Origin of the sequence: Pararoseomonas baculiformis (genome assembly GCF_017813395.1) — a bacterium.
GTDB classification, from domain to species: domain Bacteria; phylum Pseudomonadota; class Alphaproteobacteria; order Acetobacterales; family Acetobacteraceae; genus Roseomonas; species Roseomonas baculiformis.
Genome location: NZ_JAGIZB010000025.1, coordinates 49,482 through 66,930, shown reverse-complemented (window position 1 = coordinate 66,930; position 17,449 = coordinate 49,482). Strand labels below are relative to the sequence as shown.

The window sequence follows — 17,449 nt, the reverse complement described above, 5'->3', positions numbered from 1 at the left end:
TCCCGCCAAGGCCAGCCCGGCCCGCAGCACCCGGGCCACAGCCCCGGCCGCCGAGGCCCGCACCACCCGCGCGGCCCCGGCGCGCGCAGCCAGGACGCCGGCCGCCACGCGCGGCGCCACGAAGGCCCCGGCTGCCGAGCCGAAGACGGCCACCCGCAGCCGGGCCACGGCAGCGCCCCCTGCGAAGGCAAGCCCGGCCCGCAGCACCCGGGCCGCAGCCCCGGCGGCCGAGGCCCGCACCACCCGCGCGGCCCCTGCGCGCGCAGCCAGGGCGCCGGCCGCGAAGCCGGCCGCCGCGCCCAGGGCCAGCGCCCGCAGCCGCGCGGCCGAGCCCGAGCCGCGCCCCAGCCGTGCCCGCCGCGCGCCGGAGGCAGCGCCCGATCCGAACGCGGCCCGGATCGCGGAGCTGGAGGCGGATTCCGCCCCCACCCCGCGCAAGCGGGCCGCCGCGGCCGGACCGAAGAAGCGCGGCCAGCCTGCCCCGCGCCCCGCATCCACGCCCGACCGGCTGGACGCGCTGGTGAAGGCCGCCGTGACGAGCCTGGAGGATGACAAGGCCGAGGATGTGGTGGTGCTGGACGTCGCCACCCGCTCCGCCTTCGCGGACCGCATGATCATCGCGACAGGCCTGGCGGAGCGCCAGATCGAGGCGATGGCCCGCCATGTCGAGGAAGCCCTGGCCGAGCACGGCATCCGCCGCCTGCGCACCGAGGCCTCGCCCGACTGGGTGCTGCTCGATGCCGGGGACCTGGTGATCCACCTCTTCAAGCCCGAGGCGCGGTTCAACTACGCGCTGGAGCGCATGTGGGGCCCGGAAAGCCCGGCGCCGGAGGACTCCACCATGCCCCAGCCGCGCGGCGTGGACGAGGTGGAGGAAGCCGGGGACCTGGACATGGCGGATGACGCGGCCGACCTGGACGACGAGGACGAGGATGGGGCCGCGATGGATGGCGACCTCGTCGACGAGTCGGAGGACGAGGATAACGAGGAGGATGCCCTCCCGGCCGACGAGATCTTGGACGGCCCGGCCGGAACCACGCTCGGCTCCGAAGCCGAGGAAGACCAGGACTAGCCGCCATGGCGCCGCCTCTGCTGCTCGCCGTGGGCCGCGCCCGCGGCGGGCCCGAGGCGGCGCTGTTCGAGCACCACAATGCCCGGCTGCGCCCCTCCCTGGTGCTCCGGGAACTGCCCGAGGGGCGCGGTTCCCCCGCCGAGATGCGGCGGCGGGAAGGCGCCGCGATCCTCGCCGCCCTGCCGGAATCCGCCCTGGCCATCGCTCTCGACCTCGGGGGCGAGATGCCGGACAGCGAAAGGCTGGCAGCCCTGACCGCGAAATGGGCGGACACCGCCCGCCCCCTCGCCTTCGTCATCGGCGGGGCGGAGGGGCTGGACGAGGCGGTCCTCGCCCGGGCGGACCACCGGATTTCCCTCGGTCGCCTGACCTGGCCGCATATGCTGGTGCGCGGCCTGCTGGCCGAAGCCCTGTTCCGGGCCCAGTGCATCCGCACCAACCATCCCTATCACCGCGCCTGGCGCCCGGGCTGAACCGCCCCCCTGTTCGACCACAGGGCATCAGGGGCGCGAATCATTGCGATCGGGCGTCGATCGGGGCAGAGTCGGCGCATGACCCCCCTGGTCCTTGCCGCGCTGATCTGGATCGTCCTGCATGTCGGCATCGCCGGCACGCGGCTGCGGGGCAGGCTCGTCTCGAGGCTCGGCGAGGGTGGCTTCCGCGCCACCTTCTCGCTTGCCTCCGTGATCGCCATCACCCTGCTCGTCCTGGCCTGGCGCAGCGCGCCGACCGAAGCGCTCTGGACGGTGCCCCCGGTGCTGGGCTGGGTGCTCGCCCTCGCGATGCTTCCCGCTTTCATCCTCTTCGCCGGCAGCCTGATGAGCACGAACCCCACCGCGGTCGGGCAGAATGGCGCGCTCTCGGAAGAAGCGCGCGGCGTGCTGCGGATCACGCGCCACCCGATGCTCTGGTCCTTCGCGCTCTGGGCCGGTGTCCACATGCTGGGGAATGGGGACAGCGCGGCGCTCGTCTTCTTCGGGGCCTTTTTCCTCACGGCCCTGCTGGGCATGCCCTCCCTCGACGCGAAGGTGGCGGCGCGGCACCCTCGGGGCTGGGCGCGCTTCTCCGCCAATACCTCCGTCCTGCCCTTCGGCGCCGTGCTGGCCGGGTTGAACCAGCTCTCCTGGCGGGAACTGGCCGGGCCGGTGCTGGTGGGAATCCTGGCCTGGGCGGCGCTGCTGCACTTCCACCCGCAGCTCTTCGGCGTATCGCCCCTGCCATCCTGACCCTTGCGCCCGCGGGCGCGGCTTGCGATCCCTCGCCTCTCCCAGCGGCCAGAGGTCCGGCATGACGCAACGCGCGAGCGACGCCCCGAGCACGGGCACCGCCCCCCATCCGGTGCTCGCGCATCGCTATGCCCATGCCGGGGAGCGGGAGGGCTTCGTCCGCGCCCTCTTCGACGCCACCGCCCCCCATTACGACCGGATCGACCGGATCTTCTCCCTCGGCACCGGCCCGGGCTATCGCCGCCGCGCCCTGCGCGAGGCTGGGCTGCGCCCGGGCATGCGGGTGCTGGACGTGGCGGTGGGCACGGGGCTGGTCGCGCGCCAGGCCGTTGCCATCACAGGCGATCCCGCGCTCGTCACCGGGCTGGACCCCAGCGAAGGCATGCTGGCCGAGGCGCGGAAGACCCTGCCCGGCGTCACCCTCATCCAGGGCCGCGCGGAGAAGATCCCACTGCCGGATGCCAGCGTCGATTTCCTCTCCATGGGCTATGCGCTGCGGCATGTGGCCGATCTCGGCGCCGCCTTCGCCGAATACCGCCGCGTGCTGAAGCCGGGCGGCACGGTGCTGCTGCTGGAGATCGGCCGCCCCGAGAGCCGGCTGGCCCATGTGGTGGAGCGCTTCTACATGGGCGCCGTGATCCCGGCCCTGTGCTGGATCGCAGCCCCCCGCCACCGCTCCGGCGAGCTGATGAAATACTACTGGGAGACGATCGAGGCCTGCGTGCCCGCCGAGGCCATCCTCGGCGCCCTCCGCAAGGCCGGCTTCACCGATCCGGCCTGCACCACCGAACTGGAGGTCTTCCGGGCCTATACGGCCCGGGCCTGAACCGGGCGGTGCCCTGCCCCGTCTGGCCAACCCCCGGCCCCGGCGCTATGGCAGGCACCATCCTGGAACCGGAGCGCACGGATGTCCCGTCCCAAGCCTGTCATGCTCGTCATCCTGGATGGCTGGGGCTGGCGCGAGGACCAGGCGGACAATGCGGTGGCCCAGGCGGACACCCCTGTTTTCGATGAGCTCTGGGCGTCCTGCCCCCATGCCTTCCTGCGCACCTGCGGCCCCGATGTGGGGCTGCCCGAGGGGCAGATGGGTAATTCCGAGGTCGGCCACCTGAATATCGGCGCGGGCCGGATCGTGATGCAGGACCTTCCCCGCATCGGCGCGGCCATCACGGATGGCTCCCTTGCCGGCCTGCCCGCGGTGGTGAGCCTCGGCGAGAGGTTGCGCGGAACCGGCGGCACGCTCCATCTCTGCGGCCTCACCTCCCCGGGCGGCGTGCATGCGCACCAGGACCACGCCATCGCCCTGGCCCGTATCTTTGCCATCAAGGGCATTCCGGTAGCCGTCCATTGCTGGACCGACGGGCGCGACACCGGCCCGAAGGATGCCGCCACCACCCTTCCCGCCTTCGAGGCCGCCCTGCCCGAGGGCGTGCGCATCGCCACCGTCACGGGCCGCTACTTCGCCATGGACCGCGACAACCGCTGGGAACGCGTCTCCCAGGCGTGGCGCGCCATGGTGATGGTGGAAGACGCGCCGGGCTGGCACGGCGCCGGCAGCGCGGCGGAGGCGGTGCAGGCCGCCCATGAAGCCGGGAAGACCGACGAGTTCATCCCCGCGACCGTCCTGCCCGGCTATACGGGCATGAAGGATGGCGACGCCGTGCTCTGCTTCAACTTCCGCGCCGACCGGGTGCGGGAGATCATGGCGGCGCTGGTGGACCCGGAGTTCAAGGGCTTCGAGCGCCCGCGCGACCCCGCCCTCTGTGGCGCCGTCGGCATGACCGAGTATTCGGCCGAGTTGAACGCCTTCCTGGAGGCGATCTTCCCGCCGCAGTCCATGGCGGACCTGCTGGGCCCCACCGTCTCGGCCGCCGGCCTGCACCAGCTCCGCATGGCGGAGACCGAGAAATACCCCCATGTCACCTACTTTCTGAACGGGGGCGACGAGACGCCCTCGCCCGGCGAGGACCGGATCATGGTCCCCTCCCCGAAGGTGGCGACCTATGACCTGCAGCCCGAGATGTCCGCGCCCGAGCTGGCGGGAAAGGCCGAAGCCGCCATTCGCTCCGGCGCCCATGACATGATCGTGCTGAACTTCGCCAATGCCGACATGGTGGGCCATACCGGCAGCCTGCAGGCCGCCATCCAGGCCTGCGAGGCGGTGGATGCCGGGCTCGGCCGCATCCTCGCCGCCATCCGCGAGACAGGCGGCGCCCTGCTGGTCACGGCCGATCACGGCAATGCCGAGACGATGCGCGACCCTGTCTCGGGCGGGCCCCACACGGCGCATACGCTGAACCGCGTGCCCGTTCTGCTCTTCGGCGGCCCGGCCGGCGCGGCGCTGCGCGATGGCCGCCTGGCCGATCTGGCCCCCACCATGCTCGCGCTCCTCGGCCTGCCCCAGCCTGCCGCCATGACGGGCCTGAGCCTGCTGGAAGCGGGCCAGGGGTGACGCCGCGCGGCCTCCGCGCCGCCCGAGACGCCCCGCCGGCGCGGGGCCGGACGCCCGGGTTGCCCGGGCTGTGGCTGGCCCTGGCCGCGCTGGCCCTGCAGCCCGGCAGCGCCGCGGCCCAGCCGGATCGCCGCGCCCTGGACGCGGCGGAGCGCGAGGCCCGCAGCGCGCGCGGGGAAGCCGCCGCCACCGCCCGCGAATTGCGCTCCGCCGAAACGGCCGAGCGTGCCCTGTCCCGCCAATGGGCCGAGGCCGGGCGCCGCGCCGTGGCCGCCGAGGAAGCGGCCGCCGAGGCGGAAGCCCGGCTTCAGGCCGCCGAGGCCGCCCGGGACGCCGCCGAGGCCGACCTGACCCACCGCGCCGAAGCGCTCGCGCCGCTGGTCCCCGCCATGCGACGCCTGGGCCTCTGGCCCGCCGAGACGCTCCTCGTCGTCCCCGCCCCGCCGGAGGAGGCGTTGCGCGGGGCCCTCATCCTGCGCGGCGTGGCCCGGCGCCTGGCCCGGGAGGCCGCCGGCTACCGCGAGGCGCGCGAGGCGGCCCTGCGCGCGGCGGCGGCCCTGGAGGAGGAGCGCACCCGGCTGGTGGCCGCGCGCGTGGCGGCGCGTGAGGCGGCGGAGGCGGTGGAAGCCGCCCTGGCCGAGGCGCGGGTGCGGCGCGAGGCGGCGCGGGATGCCGAGGCCGCGGCCACCCGCCGCGCCGCCACCGCCGCCTCCCAGGCCAGGGACCTGCGCGGTGCCATCGAGAGGCTGGAACGCGAGGCCCGGGCGCGCGAGGCGCGCGAGCGCGCGGAGGCCGTGGAAAGGGAGCGCCAGGCCGAGGCCAGGGAAAGGGCCGCCGAGGCAAGACGGCGCGAGGCGGAAGCCCGCGCCCGGGATGCGGAGGCCCGCGAGACGCGGGAAGCCGCCAGCCGCGCGGCGCGCGAGGCGGAGCGCGACGCCGAAGCCGCCCGCGAGAGCGCCGAGGCCGCGCGCGAGCGGGTGCGGGAGGCAGCCGCCAGCACCCCGCGCCCGGGCCGCGGCGCGCCCGTTGCGGGCCGGGTGCAGAAGGGCTTCGGCCAGGGCGGCGCGAATGGCCAGACCTGGTCCGCGCCGGCCGGGGCGCGCGTGGTCAGCCCCTGTGGCGGGCGGGTCGTTTTCTCGGGCCCGTTCCGGTCCTACGGGCAAATGTTGATTGTGGATTGTGGCGGCGGGTACCATTTTGTCCTGGCTGGCCTCGACCGGCTGGACGCTGAGCCCGGGCAACGCGTCCAGGCGGGCGAGGCGGTCGGAACACTTGGTAACGCCGAGGGATCTGGCGGGGGCCGTGCGTCGCTCTACCTTGAATTGCGGCGCGGCGGCCGCGCCGTGGACCCGGCAGGGTGGACCGGCCGGGGCTGACCGGTGGACACCGGTGTGGAAGATTCTTAACCGTAGGGCAGGATGCCCTGCGATATGTTGGAAAAGCGCCGTGTCCGGTCGCGGCGAGAGGGGTGTTACGGATGCGTGATCCTGCTGGGGTGTCGTCCAAGCCGCGCTTCCGCTTGCGGGCGCTGGCCTCCGTTGCCGCGGCCTTCACCGCGGGCGCGATTGCAGGCCCCGTGGTGACGGCCTGGGCGCAGGACGGATCGAGGGCCGAGACCTACCGGTTGCTGAACCTGTTCGGCGATGTGTTCGAGCGCGTGCGCGCCGAATACGTGGAGCCCGTGAACGACCGCGACGTGATCGAAAGCGCGATCAACGGGATGCTGCAGGGGCTGGACCCGCATTCCTCCTACATGAATCTCCGCAACTTCCGCGACATGCAGGTGCAGACTCGCGGCGAGTTCGGCGGCCTCGGTATCGAGGTGAGCCAGGAGAACGGCTATGTGAAGGTGATCTCGCCGATCGACGAGACGCCGGCCTTCCGCGCCGGGGTGAAGCCCGGCGACCTCATCACCCATATCAACGAGAAGACCACCCAGGGCCTCACCCTCCAGGAGGCCGTGGACCAGATGCGCGGCGAGCGCGGAACCTCCATCCGCCTGACCATCCGGCGCGAGGGCACCGCCGCCCCCATCGAGATCTCCCTCACCCGCGAGACGATCCGCCCGCAGGTCGTCCGTGCGCGGCTCGAGGGCAACGACATCGCCTATATCCGCCTCACCTCCTTCAACGAGCAGACGGAGACCGGCCTGCGCCGGGCCCTTTCCAGCCTGCGCTCCCAGGCCGGTGGCAGCGGCCTGAAGGGGATCGTGCTGGATCTGCGGAACAACCCGGGCGGGCTGCTGGACCAAGCGATCCAGGTGTCCGACGACTTCCTGGACCAGGGCGAGATCGTCTCCACCCGCGCCCGCCGGGCCGAGGACGCGCAGCGCTGGAACGCCCGCAACGGCGATATCTCCGGCGGCCTGCCGATCGTGGTGCTGGTGAATGCCGGCTCCGCCTCGGCCAGCGAGATCGTGGCCGGCGCCCTGCAGGACCATCGCCGCGCGATCGTCATGGGCGTGAAGAGCTTCGGCAAGGGCTCGGTGCAGACCGTGATGCCGCTGCCCGGCAACGGCGCCATCCGCCTGACCACGGCGCGCTACTACACGCCCTCCGGCCGTTCCATCCAGGCCACGGGCATCGAGCCGGACATCGAGGTGCTGGCCCAGCGCGAGGACGCCCAGCAGAACCGCGAGCGTGACCGCGAGGCCGATCTGCGCCGTGCGCTCCGCAACGACAGCAGCGGGAAGGCCCAGGGTGCCAGTGCCGCGCCGCCCGTCCCGCTGCCGCCGCTGAACCTGCCGGCCAACGTGGTGCAGGCCGTGCAGCGCCTGCCGGCCGAGGGCGCCCCCGCCTTCGACCCGACCAAGCCCGAGACGGACCATCAGCTGCAGCAGGCGCTCGGCCTCCTGCGGAGCATGGCGGCCGGCGCCCCGCCCCAGCGCCGCGCCAGCCGCTGAGCAACGGGAGACGCCGAAGCCCGCAATGAAGGCCCTCGGCGTCTTCTGGCTGCTTCTTGCCGCCTCGCTCGGCACGGGTGCCTATCTGCTGCACCGTGCCGGGCCGCCCGAAGGCGGGATTCCCGCCTCCCTTACCCGTTCGCCCGGCGCATCGCGGGGCCCGGTGGCGATTGAGGATGCCGGCATGCCCCCCGGGGCGGCCCCGCCGGCGACCGCGCCCGAACCGGCGGCGCCCCCGCAGGCCGCGGCGGATGAGAAGACGCCGCCCGTCATGCAGCTCGCCTCTCCGGCGCCGCCCGAGGCACCGTCCACGCCACCGGGTGCCGCCAGCCAGGAAGCGCCCGCTACCCCGACCATTCCGCCATCGGCCGCCCTCCCGCCTCCTCCGGCCCCCGTGGTGGCGGCGCTGCCCAGTGCCCCCGAGCCTCCGCCCCTGCCCGTGCCGGCCCGCCGCCCGGAGCCTTCGGCCGACCGCCCGATCCCCCCGCCGGATCCTGCCCTGCAGGAGCTCTCCCGCCATGGCCCCCTGCCCCGGCTCGGGGCCGAGGGGCGGACCTCCATCCGGTATTACGGCCGGCCTTTCGACCGCGCGGATACCCGCCCGCGGATCGCGCTGGTCATCGGTAATCTGGGCCTCTCCGGCGCGCTCTCGGAGGAGGCGATCCGCCGCCTCCCGCCGGAGACCAGCCTTGCCTTCTCCCCCTATGGCAGCCGCCCCGCCCCCTTGCTGGAACGCGCCCGGGCACGGGGCATGGAGGTGCTGAGCGCCCTTCCCCTGGAGCCCGCCAGCTACCCGGTGAACGACCCGGGGGACCGCGCGCTGCTGACCAGCCTTCCGCCCGCGGAGAACGCGGACCGGCTGGCCTGGGTGCTCTCCCGCATCGCCGGGCAGGTCGGGGCGATCGGGGCGCTGGGCCCTATGCGGGGCGAGCGCTTCGCCGCCCTGCCCGAGGCGATCGGCGGGGTGCAGGACGTGCTGCGGGATCGCGGGCTGCTCTACATCGATCCCCGGCCGGGCGCGCCGAACCCCGCCCGAGCCTGGGGCCGCGCCGTCGATCTGGTAGTGGACGAGCCCGCCACCCGGACGGAGATCGACCGGCGCCTGACGGAGCTGGAGCGGATTGCGCGGGAGCGCGGGTCGGCGCTTGGCCTTGCCGCCGATGTTTCGCCCGTGCTGGTGGATCGCGTCGCTGCCTGGGCGGCGGGGCTGGAGGAGCGCGGGCTGGTCATGGCCCCGGTCACAGCCCTGATCCGCCGCCCCGACGACCTGCCCCGGAACTGAGATGACCCAGCTGCCCCTGCGCCCGAATGTCGGCGCCTGCCTCTTCAACCGCGACGGGCTGGTGCTGATCGCCCGCCGTGCCGATCAACCGGCCGGCGAGGCGCGCTCGGGCGCCTGGCAACTCCCCCAGGGCGGGCTGGACAAGGGCGAGGATCCCGAGGAGGCCGTGCTCCGCGAGTTGGAGGAGGAGATCGGAACCCGGAACGCGGTCGTGCTGGGCCGCATGGCCGAATGGCTGGACTACGACCTGCCCGCTCATCTCCTGGGCAAGGCGCTGGGCGGGCGGTATCGCGGCCAGACCCAGATGTGGTTCGCCCTGCGTTTCCTGGGCCAGGATTCCGACATCCGGCTGGATGCCGACGCCCATCAGGAGTTCGACGCCTGGCGCTGGGCACCGCTTTCCGAGTTGCCCGCCATTGCCGTGCCCTTCCGGCGCCCGATCTACGAACGCCTTGCCCGGGACTTCTCCCGCTACGCCGTCCCGGCCTGAGGGGGCGGCGCCCGGCGCGCTCAGCCCGCGGCGGCGAAACCTCGCGCCATGGCGTGCCACATCTCCTTGCGGTTGTACTCCCAATCCAGCGGAAGGCCGCGATGGTGCCGGCCGTCCCGCCGCGTCACGGCAGGCTCGGTGACCAGCCAGGAATAGCGATCCACCAGCCCCCAGGTCAGGAAGGTCCTCACCCCGGCCTCGATGGCGGAGTTCATGAAGGCCGCGATCCTCTCGGCGATCAGGCGGTCACGCGCCACGAAGTCCTCGGGCACCGCGTCGGCCTCGCGGATATCCAGTTCGGTCACGATGACCGACAGCCCCTCGGCGCGGATGGAGCGAACGAAACCGGCGAAGACCGCCGGGCTGAAGGGGCGGTTCATCTGCAGATGCGCCTGGATTCCCACGGCATCGATCGGCACCTTCCGGCGCAACAGGTCCCGCACCAGCACCAGGAGCCGCCGCCGCTTCTCCTCGGCCCAGGGCGTATCCTCCTCCACCCCGTATTCGTTCAGCACGAGGCGCAGCGTGGCATCCTGCTCCCGCGCCAGGCGGAAGGCGGTTTCGATATAGGAGGGGCCGAGGGCACGGAGGAAAGGCGAGTTCCGCAGCTCCCCATCGGCCTGGGGCGTATCGCTGCCCGGCGGATCCGCGATGGGCTCGTTCACCACGTCCCAGTCACGGATGTGGCGCCTGGTGGTGGACAGCACCCGGGCGATATGGGCTGCCATGACGGAACGGGCCCGGGCCGGGCTCTCGGAAAGGGCCGCCAGGGCCCAGGCAGGGAAGGCATCATGCCAGACCAGCGCATGGCCACGGGTGGTGCGGCCGCGCGCCTGCCCCCAGAGAACGATTGCCTCGAGTTCTGCGAAGGTGAACTCGCCTTCGCGGGGCTGCAGGCTGGACCACTTCGCCTCGAATTCCGGGACGAGGACGCCAACCTCGCCCTCATAGGCGGCGGCATAGAGCGGATCGGTGCGGAGCAGATTGGCCTGCACCGCAGCGCCGAAGGAGAAGCCGCGATCACGCGCGATCTGCCACAGCCCTGGGGGCGGGTTCCGCTGCGGCGCCCGGGGCTGCGCCTGGGCACAGCCGGCGAGGCCGAAGGAGATGCCGGCTCCCAGCGCAGCGCGGCGGGATATCTCCCCCGCCATGAGGGACGGGGGATGAAACATGTCAGGCCGCGGCCCGGTTCGGCGCGTTCTCGTTCGCCGCCTTGATCAGCGCCTGCCGATACTTCTCGCGCCGCCATTGCAGCAGCTTCCACGCACCCTTGGCGGCCAGGTCCGACATCCGGCCCCGCGGCTCCAGGCCGATGGACTTGAAGACCATGCCCATCCCCCGCTCGATATGGCGGAAGCGGTAGAAGGCCATCGCCCGGCCCATATAGCCGGTGATGCAGCGATCATGGCTGTAAGGCGTGTCCGGCGTTTCATTGCCGCAGTGATAGGCGAAGGCCAGCTCGTCATCCTCAGATTCCCCGATGCGGCCGGCCGCGACGCGCAGGCGCTTGGGGAAGGAGAGCTTCTCGCGCGCCAGATAGCGCTTCATGTGGTCGTAGAAGAGCTTGAAGTGCCGGTACTCGTCCGCCGCGATCAGGCGGCAGACCTGCTTCAGCACAGGCTCCTCCGTGCTGTCGCCCAGCGCGGTGTAATAGGAGGAGGTGCCGGTCTCGACCATGCAGCGGGCAATCAGCTCCCCCGTGCGGGAGCCACGGATGGAGGCATCGGCCTTCACATCGATTTTGTAGCCCGCGCGGTAGCGGCTGAAAGCCTCGTCGAAGGACCAGCCGGAATCGGCCAGCTCGCCCCATTTGCCCAGCGCATCGCCGTGCTGGACCTCCTCCACCGCCCAGTTGTCGGCGGCCTGGCGGAAATCGGGGTCTCCGACGAAGACGTTGTTGAGATAGACGGCGTAGTCAACGCCGTTCTTCTCCACCAGGGCGGCGGCCTTCACCAGCGGGATGATCTCGGGATCGACCTTCGACGGGTCGAAGCTGTCCCAGGCGATCTGGTCGAGCGTCCAGTGCTTCATGCGCTTCCAGGCCCTTACGGCGATTCTAGCAGGTCATCATAGTGCAACGGGGCGGCCTGGGGTCAGGCCGCCCCGCTGGGCAATGACAGGCTGATGACATCTCGCGGCTCCCGCGGGGGGTTTCAACCACCCGCCAGGAGCGTTCAGGCGGCCTGGGCGGCCTCCTGCATGGCGCGGGCGGCCATCACGCGGTCCATCGCCTTTTCCCGGATCTCCGGCGCGTCATTCGCGGCGGCGGCCAGGGCGGCCTCCGCCTCGGTCACGCGCTGGGTCGCGGCGGCGCGGGACAGGGTGGCGACCGGGGTCGCCTCATCCGCCAGCACCGTCACGCGGGTCGGGGTGATCTCGGCGAAGCCGCCCATGATGAAGAGGCGCTCGGTCTCCCGCCCGCCCTCCGTCACCCGGATCACGCCGCCCTTCAGGGCGACGATCATCGGGGCATGGTTCGGCAGCACGCCCATGTCGCCTTCGACCGCCGGGATGACGGCCATCTCGACGGGGCGCGAGAGGAGTAGGCGCTCCGGACTCACCAGCTCGAGGTCGAAGGTTGCCATGGCTTAGGCGGAGACCTTCAGGGTCTCGGCCTTCTTCACGGCCTCCTCGATGGAGCCGACCATGTAGAAGGCCGCCTCCGGGAGGTGGTCGTACTCGCCGGCCACGATGCCCGCGAAGGAGCGGATCGTGTCCTCAAGCTTGCAGAAGACGCCCGGCGTGCCGGTGAAGACCTCGGCGACGTGGAAGGGCTGGGAGAGGAAGCGCTGGATCTTGCGCGCGCGCGCCACGATCAGCTTGTCCTCTTCCGAGAGCTCATCCATGCCCAGGATCGCGATGATGTCCTGCAGCGACTTGTAGGTCTGCAGGACGCGCTGCACCTCGCGGGCGACGCGGTAGTGCTCCTCGCCCACCACGCGCGGGTCGAGCGCGCGGGAGGTGGAGTCCAGCGGGTCCACGGCCGGGAAGATGCCCAGCTCGGCGATCGAGCGGTTGAGCACCGTCGTCGCGTCCAGGTGGGCGAAGGAGGTGGCCGGGGCCGGGTCGGTCAGGTCGTCGGCGGGCACGTAGATGGCCTGCACCGAGGTGATCGAGCCCTTCTTCGTGGAGGTGATGCGCTCCTGCAGCGCGCCCATGTCCGTGGACAGGGTCGGCTGGTAGCCCACCGCGGAGGGGATGCGGCCCAGAAGCGCGGACACCTCGGCGCCAGCCTGGGTGAAGCGGAAGATGTTGTCGATGAAGAAGAGCACGTCCTGGCCCTGCTCATCGCGGAAGTACTCCGCCATGGACAGGCCGGAGAGGGCGACGCGCGCGCGGGCGCCCGGCGGCTCGTTCATCTGGCCATAGACCAGCGCCACCTTGGAGCCTTCGGTGCCACCGTTCTCGCCGAGCTTGATGACGCCGGCGTCGATCATCTCGTGATAGAGGTCGTTGCCCTCGCGGGTGCGCTCACCCACGCCGGCGAAGACCGACACGCCGCCATGGCCCTTGGCGATGTTGTTGATCAGCTCCTGGATCGTCACGGTCTTGCCGACGCCGGCGCCGCCGAACAGGCCGATCTTGCCGCCCTTCAGATAGGGGGCGAGCAGGTCGATCACCTTGATGCCCGTCACCAGGATCTCGGCCGCGGTGGCCTGCTCCTCGAAGGCGGGGGCCTCACGGTGGATGGTGTAGGTCTTGTCGTGCGGGACCGGGCCGCGCTCGTCGATCGGCTCGCCGATCACGTTGAGGATGCGGCCCAGAGTGCCCTCGCCCACGGGCACGGCGATGCCCTTGCCCGTGTCCACGGTCTCGGTGCCGCGCACCAGCCCGTCCGTGGTGTCCATGGCGATGCAGCGCACGGTGCGCTCGCCCAGGTGCTGCGCGACCTCGAGCACCAGGGTGCGGTCGCCCACCTGGGTGGTCAGCGCGTTCTGGATGTTCGGCAGCTCGGCGGGGAACTGCACGTCCACCACCGCGCCGAGGATCTGCGTGACCTTGCCGACGTTGTTCTTCATGGGTTGGCTCCTGTCAGACCGCTTCAGCACCGGAGATGATCTCGATCAGCTCCTTGGTGATGTTGGCCTGTCGCGTGCGGTTGTAGTTGAGCGTCAGCCTGTTGATCATGTCGCCGGCATTGCGGGTGGCGTTGTCCATCGCGGTCATCTGGCTTCCGTAGAAGCCGGCCGCGTTCTCCAGCAGCGCACGGTAGATCTGGATGGCGAGGTTCTTTGGCAGCAGCGCCGCCAGAAGCTCCTCCTCGCCCGGCTCGTACTCATAGAGGGCCGGCAGCCCCTCGGTGGGGGCGGCCGTGTCGTTGGCCGGCAGGGCCGCGGGGATCAGCCGCTGCTCGCTGGCCACCTGGCTGATCACGCTCTGGAAGCGGTTGTAGATCAGCGTGCAGACATCGAACTCGCCGGCTTCCAGCATCGCGGTGATGCGGGTGGCCAGCTCATCGGCCTGCTCGAAGCCGATGCGCTTGACGTTGTGGTAGCTGATCTCGCCGATGAAGCGGCTGCCGAATTCGCGCTTGAGGTAGGTCGCGCCCTTGCGGCCCACCGTCAGCACCTTCACCGTCTTGCCCTCGGCCTCCAGCGCACGGATGCGGGCGCGTGCGAAGCGGCCGGCATTCGTGTTGAAGGGGCCGGAGAGGCCGCGCTCGGCCGTCACCACGACCAGAAGGTGGACCTGGTCGCGCCCGGTGCCGATCAGCATCCGCGGCGCATCGGGGCTGTCCGCCACCGCCGCGCCGAGGGAGGCGAGCATGCGCTCCATCCGCTGGGCATAGGGTCGCGCCGCCTCCGCCTGCGCCTGGGCGCGGCGGAGCTTGGCGGCGGCGACCATCTTCATCGCCTGCGTGATCTTGCGCGTGGACTTCACGCTGTTGATGCGACCGCGCAGGTCCTTGAGGCTGGCCATGGAGGCTCTCCGCTCCCTCCCGGCTCAGCCGAAGGACTTGGCGAAGTCGTCGAGGAAGGCAGCCAGAGCCTTGTCGTTGTCGCCGGTGATCTGCCCGCTGCTGCGGATCGACTCCAGGATCTCGGGCTTGGTGGCCTTCAGCTCGCTCAGCATGCGGTTCTCGAACTCGCCGACGCGGTTCACGGGCACCTTGTCCAGGTAGCCGCGCGTACCGGCGAAGATCGACACCACCTGCTCCTCAACCGGAACCGGCGCGTACTGGGGCTGCTTCAGCAGCTCGGTCAGCCGCGCGCCGCGGGCCAGCAGGGCCTGGGTGGAGGCGTCGAGGTCGGAGGCGAACTGCGCGAAGGCCGCCATCTCGCGGTACTGCGCCAGTTCCAGCTTAATCTTGCCGGCGACCTGCTTCATGGCCTTGATCTGGGCCGCCGAGCCCACGCGGGACACCGACAGACCCACGTTCACGGCCGGGCGGATGCCCTTGAAGAACAGTTCGGTCTCAAGGAAGATCTGGCCGTCCGTGATGGAGATCACGTTAGTCGGGATATAGGCGGACACGTCGCCCGCCTGCGTCTCGATCACTGGCAGCGCGGTCAGCGAGCCAAGGCCGGCGGCCTCGCCCATCTTCGCCGCGCGCTCCAGCAGGCGGGAGTGCAGGTAGAACACGTCGCCCGGATAGGCCTCGCGGCCCGGCGGACGGCGCAGCAGCAGCGACATCTGGCGGTAGGCCACGGCCTGCTTGGAGAGGTCATCATAGAAGATGACCGCGTGCATGCCGTTGTCGCGGAAGAACTCGCCCATGGTGCAGCCCGTATAGGGCGCGAGGAACTGCATCGGGGCCGGGTCGGAGGCCGTGGCGGCCACGACGATCGAGTACTCCATCGCGCCGCGCTCCTCGAGGGTGCGGACGAGCTGGGCGACGGTGGAGCGCTTCTGGCCGATCGCGACGTAGATGCAGTAGAGCTTCTTGCTCTCGTCCCCGCCGGCGTTGATCGTCTTCTGGTTCAGGATCGTGTCGATGATGACAGCGGTCTTGCCCGTCTGGCGGTCACCGATGACCAGCTCGCGCTGGCCGCGGCCGATCGGGATCAGGCTGTCGATCGCCTTGATGCCCGTCTGCATCGGCTCGTGCACGGACTTGCGGGGAATGATGCCCGGCGCCTTCACCTCGACGCGCGAGCGCGTCACGTCGGTGAGCGGGCCCTTGCCGTCGATCGGGTTGCCGAGGCCATCGACCACGCGGCCGAGCAGGCCCTTGCCCACCGGCACGTCCACGATGGTGCCGGTGCGGGAGACGGTGTCGCCCTCGCGGATGCGGCTGTCATCGCCGAACACCACGATGCCGACATTGTCGGTCTCGAGGTTCAGCGCCATGCCGCGCACGCCGGCGGAGGGGAACTCCACCATCTCGCCGGCCATGACGTTCTGCAGGCCATAGCAACGGGCGATGCCGTCACCGACCGTCAGGACGGTGCCGACCTCGGCCACGTCGGCCTCGGTGTCAAAGCCAGCGATCTGCTGCTTCAGGATATCGGAAATTTCGGCGGGACGGATGTCCATGGTCAGGCGGCCCCCTTCATGGCGTAGCTCAGGCGCTGAAGCCTGGACTTGATGGATGTGTCGTACAGGCGGGACCCGATCCTCACGATCAGGCCGCCCAGGATGGACGGGTCCACCGTCTCGGACAGGCGGACATTCGAAAAGCCAGCCTCGGTGAGGCGGGCCACGATCTGGGTGCGCTGGGTCGCGCTCAGCGGATGGGCGGTGGTGACCTCGGCGGCCTGCTGGCCGCGCTGCTCGGCCAGCAGCGCCCCGAAGCTCGCCAGCACGCCCGGCAGCTCCACGAGGCGGCGATTGGCGATCAGCACGCCCACCATCTTCTTCACGTCCCCGCCGATTCCGGCGCGGTCCAGCACGGCGAAGGCGCCGTCCTGTTGGGCCTTCGCGCCCAGGCGCGGATCGTTGATGAAGGGGCGGAGGCCGCCATCGGCCCGCGCCAGGGTGGCGAGGTTCTCGACATCGGCGGCAACGGCATCAACCGTTTTTTTGTCCTTGGCCAGTTCCAGCAGGGCCAGGGCGTAGCGCTGCGCGACGCCCCCGGAGCGGATGCCCGAGGCGTGGCTTTGGGGCTTGTCGTTGGCGGCTGCTTCGGAGGCCACAGGCGATCCCGTTCGAGGGGTTGGTGAGGACCCTACGGCCCGCTCCACCCCGTGGCTGCCATGCTGGCGTCACCGGGGTTTCACGAACCTGCGCGAGACGCCCCGGGAATCCCCCCAGGCGTCGGCGCGGGCCCCTTAACATGATGCAATGCGGGGCGGCAATCGCCTGAAGCGGAACGAAGGCGCCTCCGCGAGACTTCCCGGCCACTTCCCCGCCACGCAGGCGCCGTGAGGAAGCAGGTCGGAGAAATGAAATGGGGATGGCGCCCCCGCAATGGAACCCTGCCCTGGCCTGCGGCGCTTCATACCCGACGGGTCGTGGCACCGCTGTGCCGGAAGGCCCGGCCCAACCACGACAATCCTCCCGAGGAGGCATGCATGAGCGGCGACACGAAACGGGACACCACCGACCAGAAGCACGACAAGGAAACCAATTCCTGGGTTTCCGACATCAAGCCCGGCGCCGGCGCCCAGGCGAAGGCGGACAAGGCCGTGGAGGACACCTTCCCCGCCTCCGACCCCGCCAACATGAACACGGGCACCACCGGCTTCATCACCCCCGGCGGCGAGGACCTGGGCGACAAGACGGACAAGGGCGTGGGCGAGACCGGCATCGTTTCAACCGAGAAGCCCTGATCCCATGGCCGACCCCAAGGTGCAGCAGCAGCCGGAGGTGAAAGAGCTCCGGGAAACCGGTGGATGGGAGCCGGGGGTGCAGCCCGGAATCGGCCGCGGCGCGGAGCTGGACGAGGCGCTGGAGAAGGACCCCACCCATGCCGACCCGGCCCTGAAATCCCCCCTGCCCGGATTCGTGGACCATCCGGACCCGGTGGAGAGCCGGATCGAGGGCGAGGGCGTGGCTACCGCCCGCAATGCCATCGAGGACCTGCCCCGCCAGGGCTGAGCCGCCGCCCGCATCGAAGGCCCCGCCCCGGATCCCCTCCGGGGC

The 17,449-nt window shown here is 71.4% G+C and carries 17 protein-coding genes and 1 pseudogene; 11 read left to right on the top strand and 7 right to left on the bottom strand.

The features are described from left to right. Positions 1–406: 406 nt before the first annotated feature. From rsfS to J8J14_RS20275, 9 genes and pseudogenes are all read left to right on the top strand, one after another. Positions 407–817: pseudogene (gene rsfS / locus J8J14_RS25165) on the top strand (ribosome silencing factor); the annotation flags it as partial. 260 nt (positions 818–1,077) lie between these two features. Next, entirely contained in the window at positions 1,078–1,545 is a 468-nt protein-coding gene (locus J8J14_RS20310) for a 23S rRNA (pseudouridine(1915)-N(3))-methyltransferase RlmH (protein ID WP_209381382.1), read from the top strand. A 78-nt stretch (positions 1,546–1,623) separates the two neighbouring features. After that, the gene (locus tag J8J14_RS20305; RefSeq protein WP_209381381.1) at positions 1,624–2,298 is read left to right on the top strand and encodes an NnrU family protein; all 675 of its coding nucleotides are present in this window, start codon (positions 1,624–1,626) and stop codon (positions 2,296–2,298) included. A gap of 61 nt (positions 2,299–2,359) precedes the next feature. After that, entirely contained in the window at positions 2,360–3,124 is a 765-nt protein-coding gene (locus tag J8J14_RS20300; protein WP_209381380.1) for a class I SAM-dependent methyltransferase, read from the top strand. A gap of 81 nt (positions 3,125–3,205) precedes the next feature. After that, on the top strand, positions 3,206–4,750 hold the full coding sequence (gene gpmI / locus J8J14_RS20295; protein WP_209381379.1) for a 2,3-bisphosphoglycerate-independent phosphoglycerate mutase: 1,545 nt from the start codon (positions 3,206–3,208) through the stop codon (positions 4,748–4,750). After that, positions 4,747–6,126, top strand: a complete 1,380-nt coding sequence (locus J8J14_RS20290) for a murein hydrolase activator EnvC family protein (RefSeq protein WP_209381378.1) — start codon at positions 4,747–4,749, stop codon at positions 6,124–6,126. The genes gpmI and J8J14_RS20290 overlap by 4 nt, the downstream gene beginning before the upstream one ends. Before the next feature lie 101 nt (positions 6,127–6,227). Then, positions 6,228–7,652: a S41 family peptidase gene (locus J8J14_RS20285; protein ID WP_209381377.1), complete on the top strand. Its 1,425-nt coding sequence runs from the start codon at positions 6,228–6,230 to the stop codon at positions 7,650–7,652. Positions 7,653–7,677: 25 nt separating this feature from the next. After that, the gene (locus J8J14_RS20280; protein ID WP_209381376.1) at positions 7,678–8,934 is read left to right on the top strand and encodes a divergent polysaccharide deacetylase family protein; all 1,257 of its coding nucleotides are present in this window, start codon (positions 7,678–7,680) and stop codon (positions 8,932–8,934) included. 1 nt (position 8,935) lies between these two features. Next, positions 8,936–9,424 (top strand): RNA pyrophosphohydrolase, encoded by a 489-nt coding sequence (locus J8J14_RS20275; RefSeq protein ID WP_209381375.1) that lies wholly within the window; start codon positions 8,936–8,938, stop codon positions 9,422–9,424. 20 nt (positions 9,425–9,444) lie between these two features. Here the strand turns inward: J8J14_RS20275 and J8J14_RS20270 are convergent, their stop codons facing one another. From J8J14_RS20270 to J8J14_RS20240, 7 genes are all read right to left on the bottom strand, one after another. Next, entirely contained in the window at positions 9,445–10,596 is a 1,152-nt protein-coding gene (locus tag J8J14_RS20270) for an endo-1,4-beta-xylanase (RefSeq protein ID WP_209381374.1), read from the bottom strand. A 1-nt stretch (position 10,597) separates the two neighbouring features. Next, positions 10,598–11,455, bottom strand: a complete 858-nt coding sequence (locus J8J14_RS20265) for a ferritin-like domain-containing protein (RefSeq protein WP_209381373.1) — start codon at positions 11,453–11,455, stop codon at positions 10,598–10,600. A 143-nt stretch (positions 11,456–11,598) separates the two neighbouring features. Then, positions 11,599–12,009, bottom strand: a complete 411-nt coding sequence (gene atpC, locus J8J14_RS20260; protein WP_209381372.1) for an ATP synthase F1 subunit epsilon — start codon at positions 12,007–12,009, stop codon at positions 11,599–11,601. Between the two features lie 3 nt (positions 12,010–12,012). Continuing rightward, positions 12,013–13,443, bottom strand: a complete 1,431-nt coding sequence (atpD, locus tag J8J14_RS20255; protein WP_209381371.1) for a F0F1 ATP synthase subunit beta — start codon at positions 13,441–13,443, stop codon at positions 12,013–12,015. Between the two features lie 13 nt (positions 13,444–13,456). Then, a complete protein-coding gene (locus J8J14_RS20250; RefSeq protein ID WP_209381370.1) occupies positions 13,457–14,344 on the bottom strand; it encodes a F0F1 ATP synthase subunit gamma in 888 nt (295 codons plus the stop codon). Positions 14,345–14,368: 24 nt separating this feature from the next. Next, complete coding sequence (gene atpA, locus J8J14_RS20245; RefSeq protein ID WP_209381369.1) at positions 14,369–15,901, bottom strand: F0F1 ATP synthase subunit alpha; 1,533 nt, start codon at positions 15,899–15,901, stop codon at positions 14,369–14,371. 2 nt (positions 15,902–15,903) lie between these two features. Then, positions 15,904–16,500 carry a F0F1 ATP synthase subunit delta gene (locus J8J14_RS20240; RefSeq protein WP_209381368.1) on the bottom strand — a complete coding sequence of 199 codons (597 nt, stop codon included), beginning with the start codon at positions 16,498–16,500 and terminating at the stop codon, positions 15,904–15,906. A 378-nt stretch (positions 16,501–16,878) separates the two neighbouring features. Between J8J14_RS20240 and J8J14_RS20235 the strand changes: the two genes are divergently transcribed. Together J8J14_RS20235 and J8J14_RS20230 are read left to right on the top strand one after the other, a co-directional pair. Then, a complete protein-coding gene (locus J8J14_RS20235) occupies positions 16,879–17,136 on the top strand; it encodes a hypothetical protein (protein WP_209381367.1) in 258 nt (85 codons plus the stop codon). A 4-nt stretch (positions 17,137–17,140) separates the two neighbouring features. Further along, positions 17,141–17,404: a hypothetical protein gene (locus J8J14_RS20230; RefSeq protein WP_209381366.1), complete on the top strand. Its 264-nt coding sequence runs from the start codon at positions 17,141–17,143 to the stop codon at positions 17,402–17,404. The last annotated feature ends 45 nt before the right edge of the window (positions 17,405–17,449 follow it).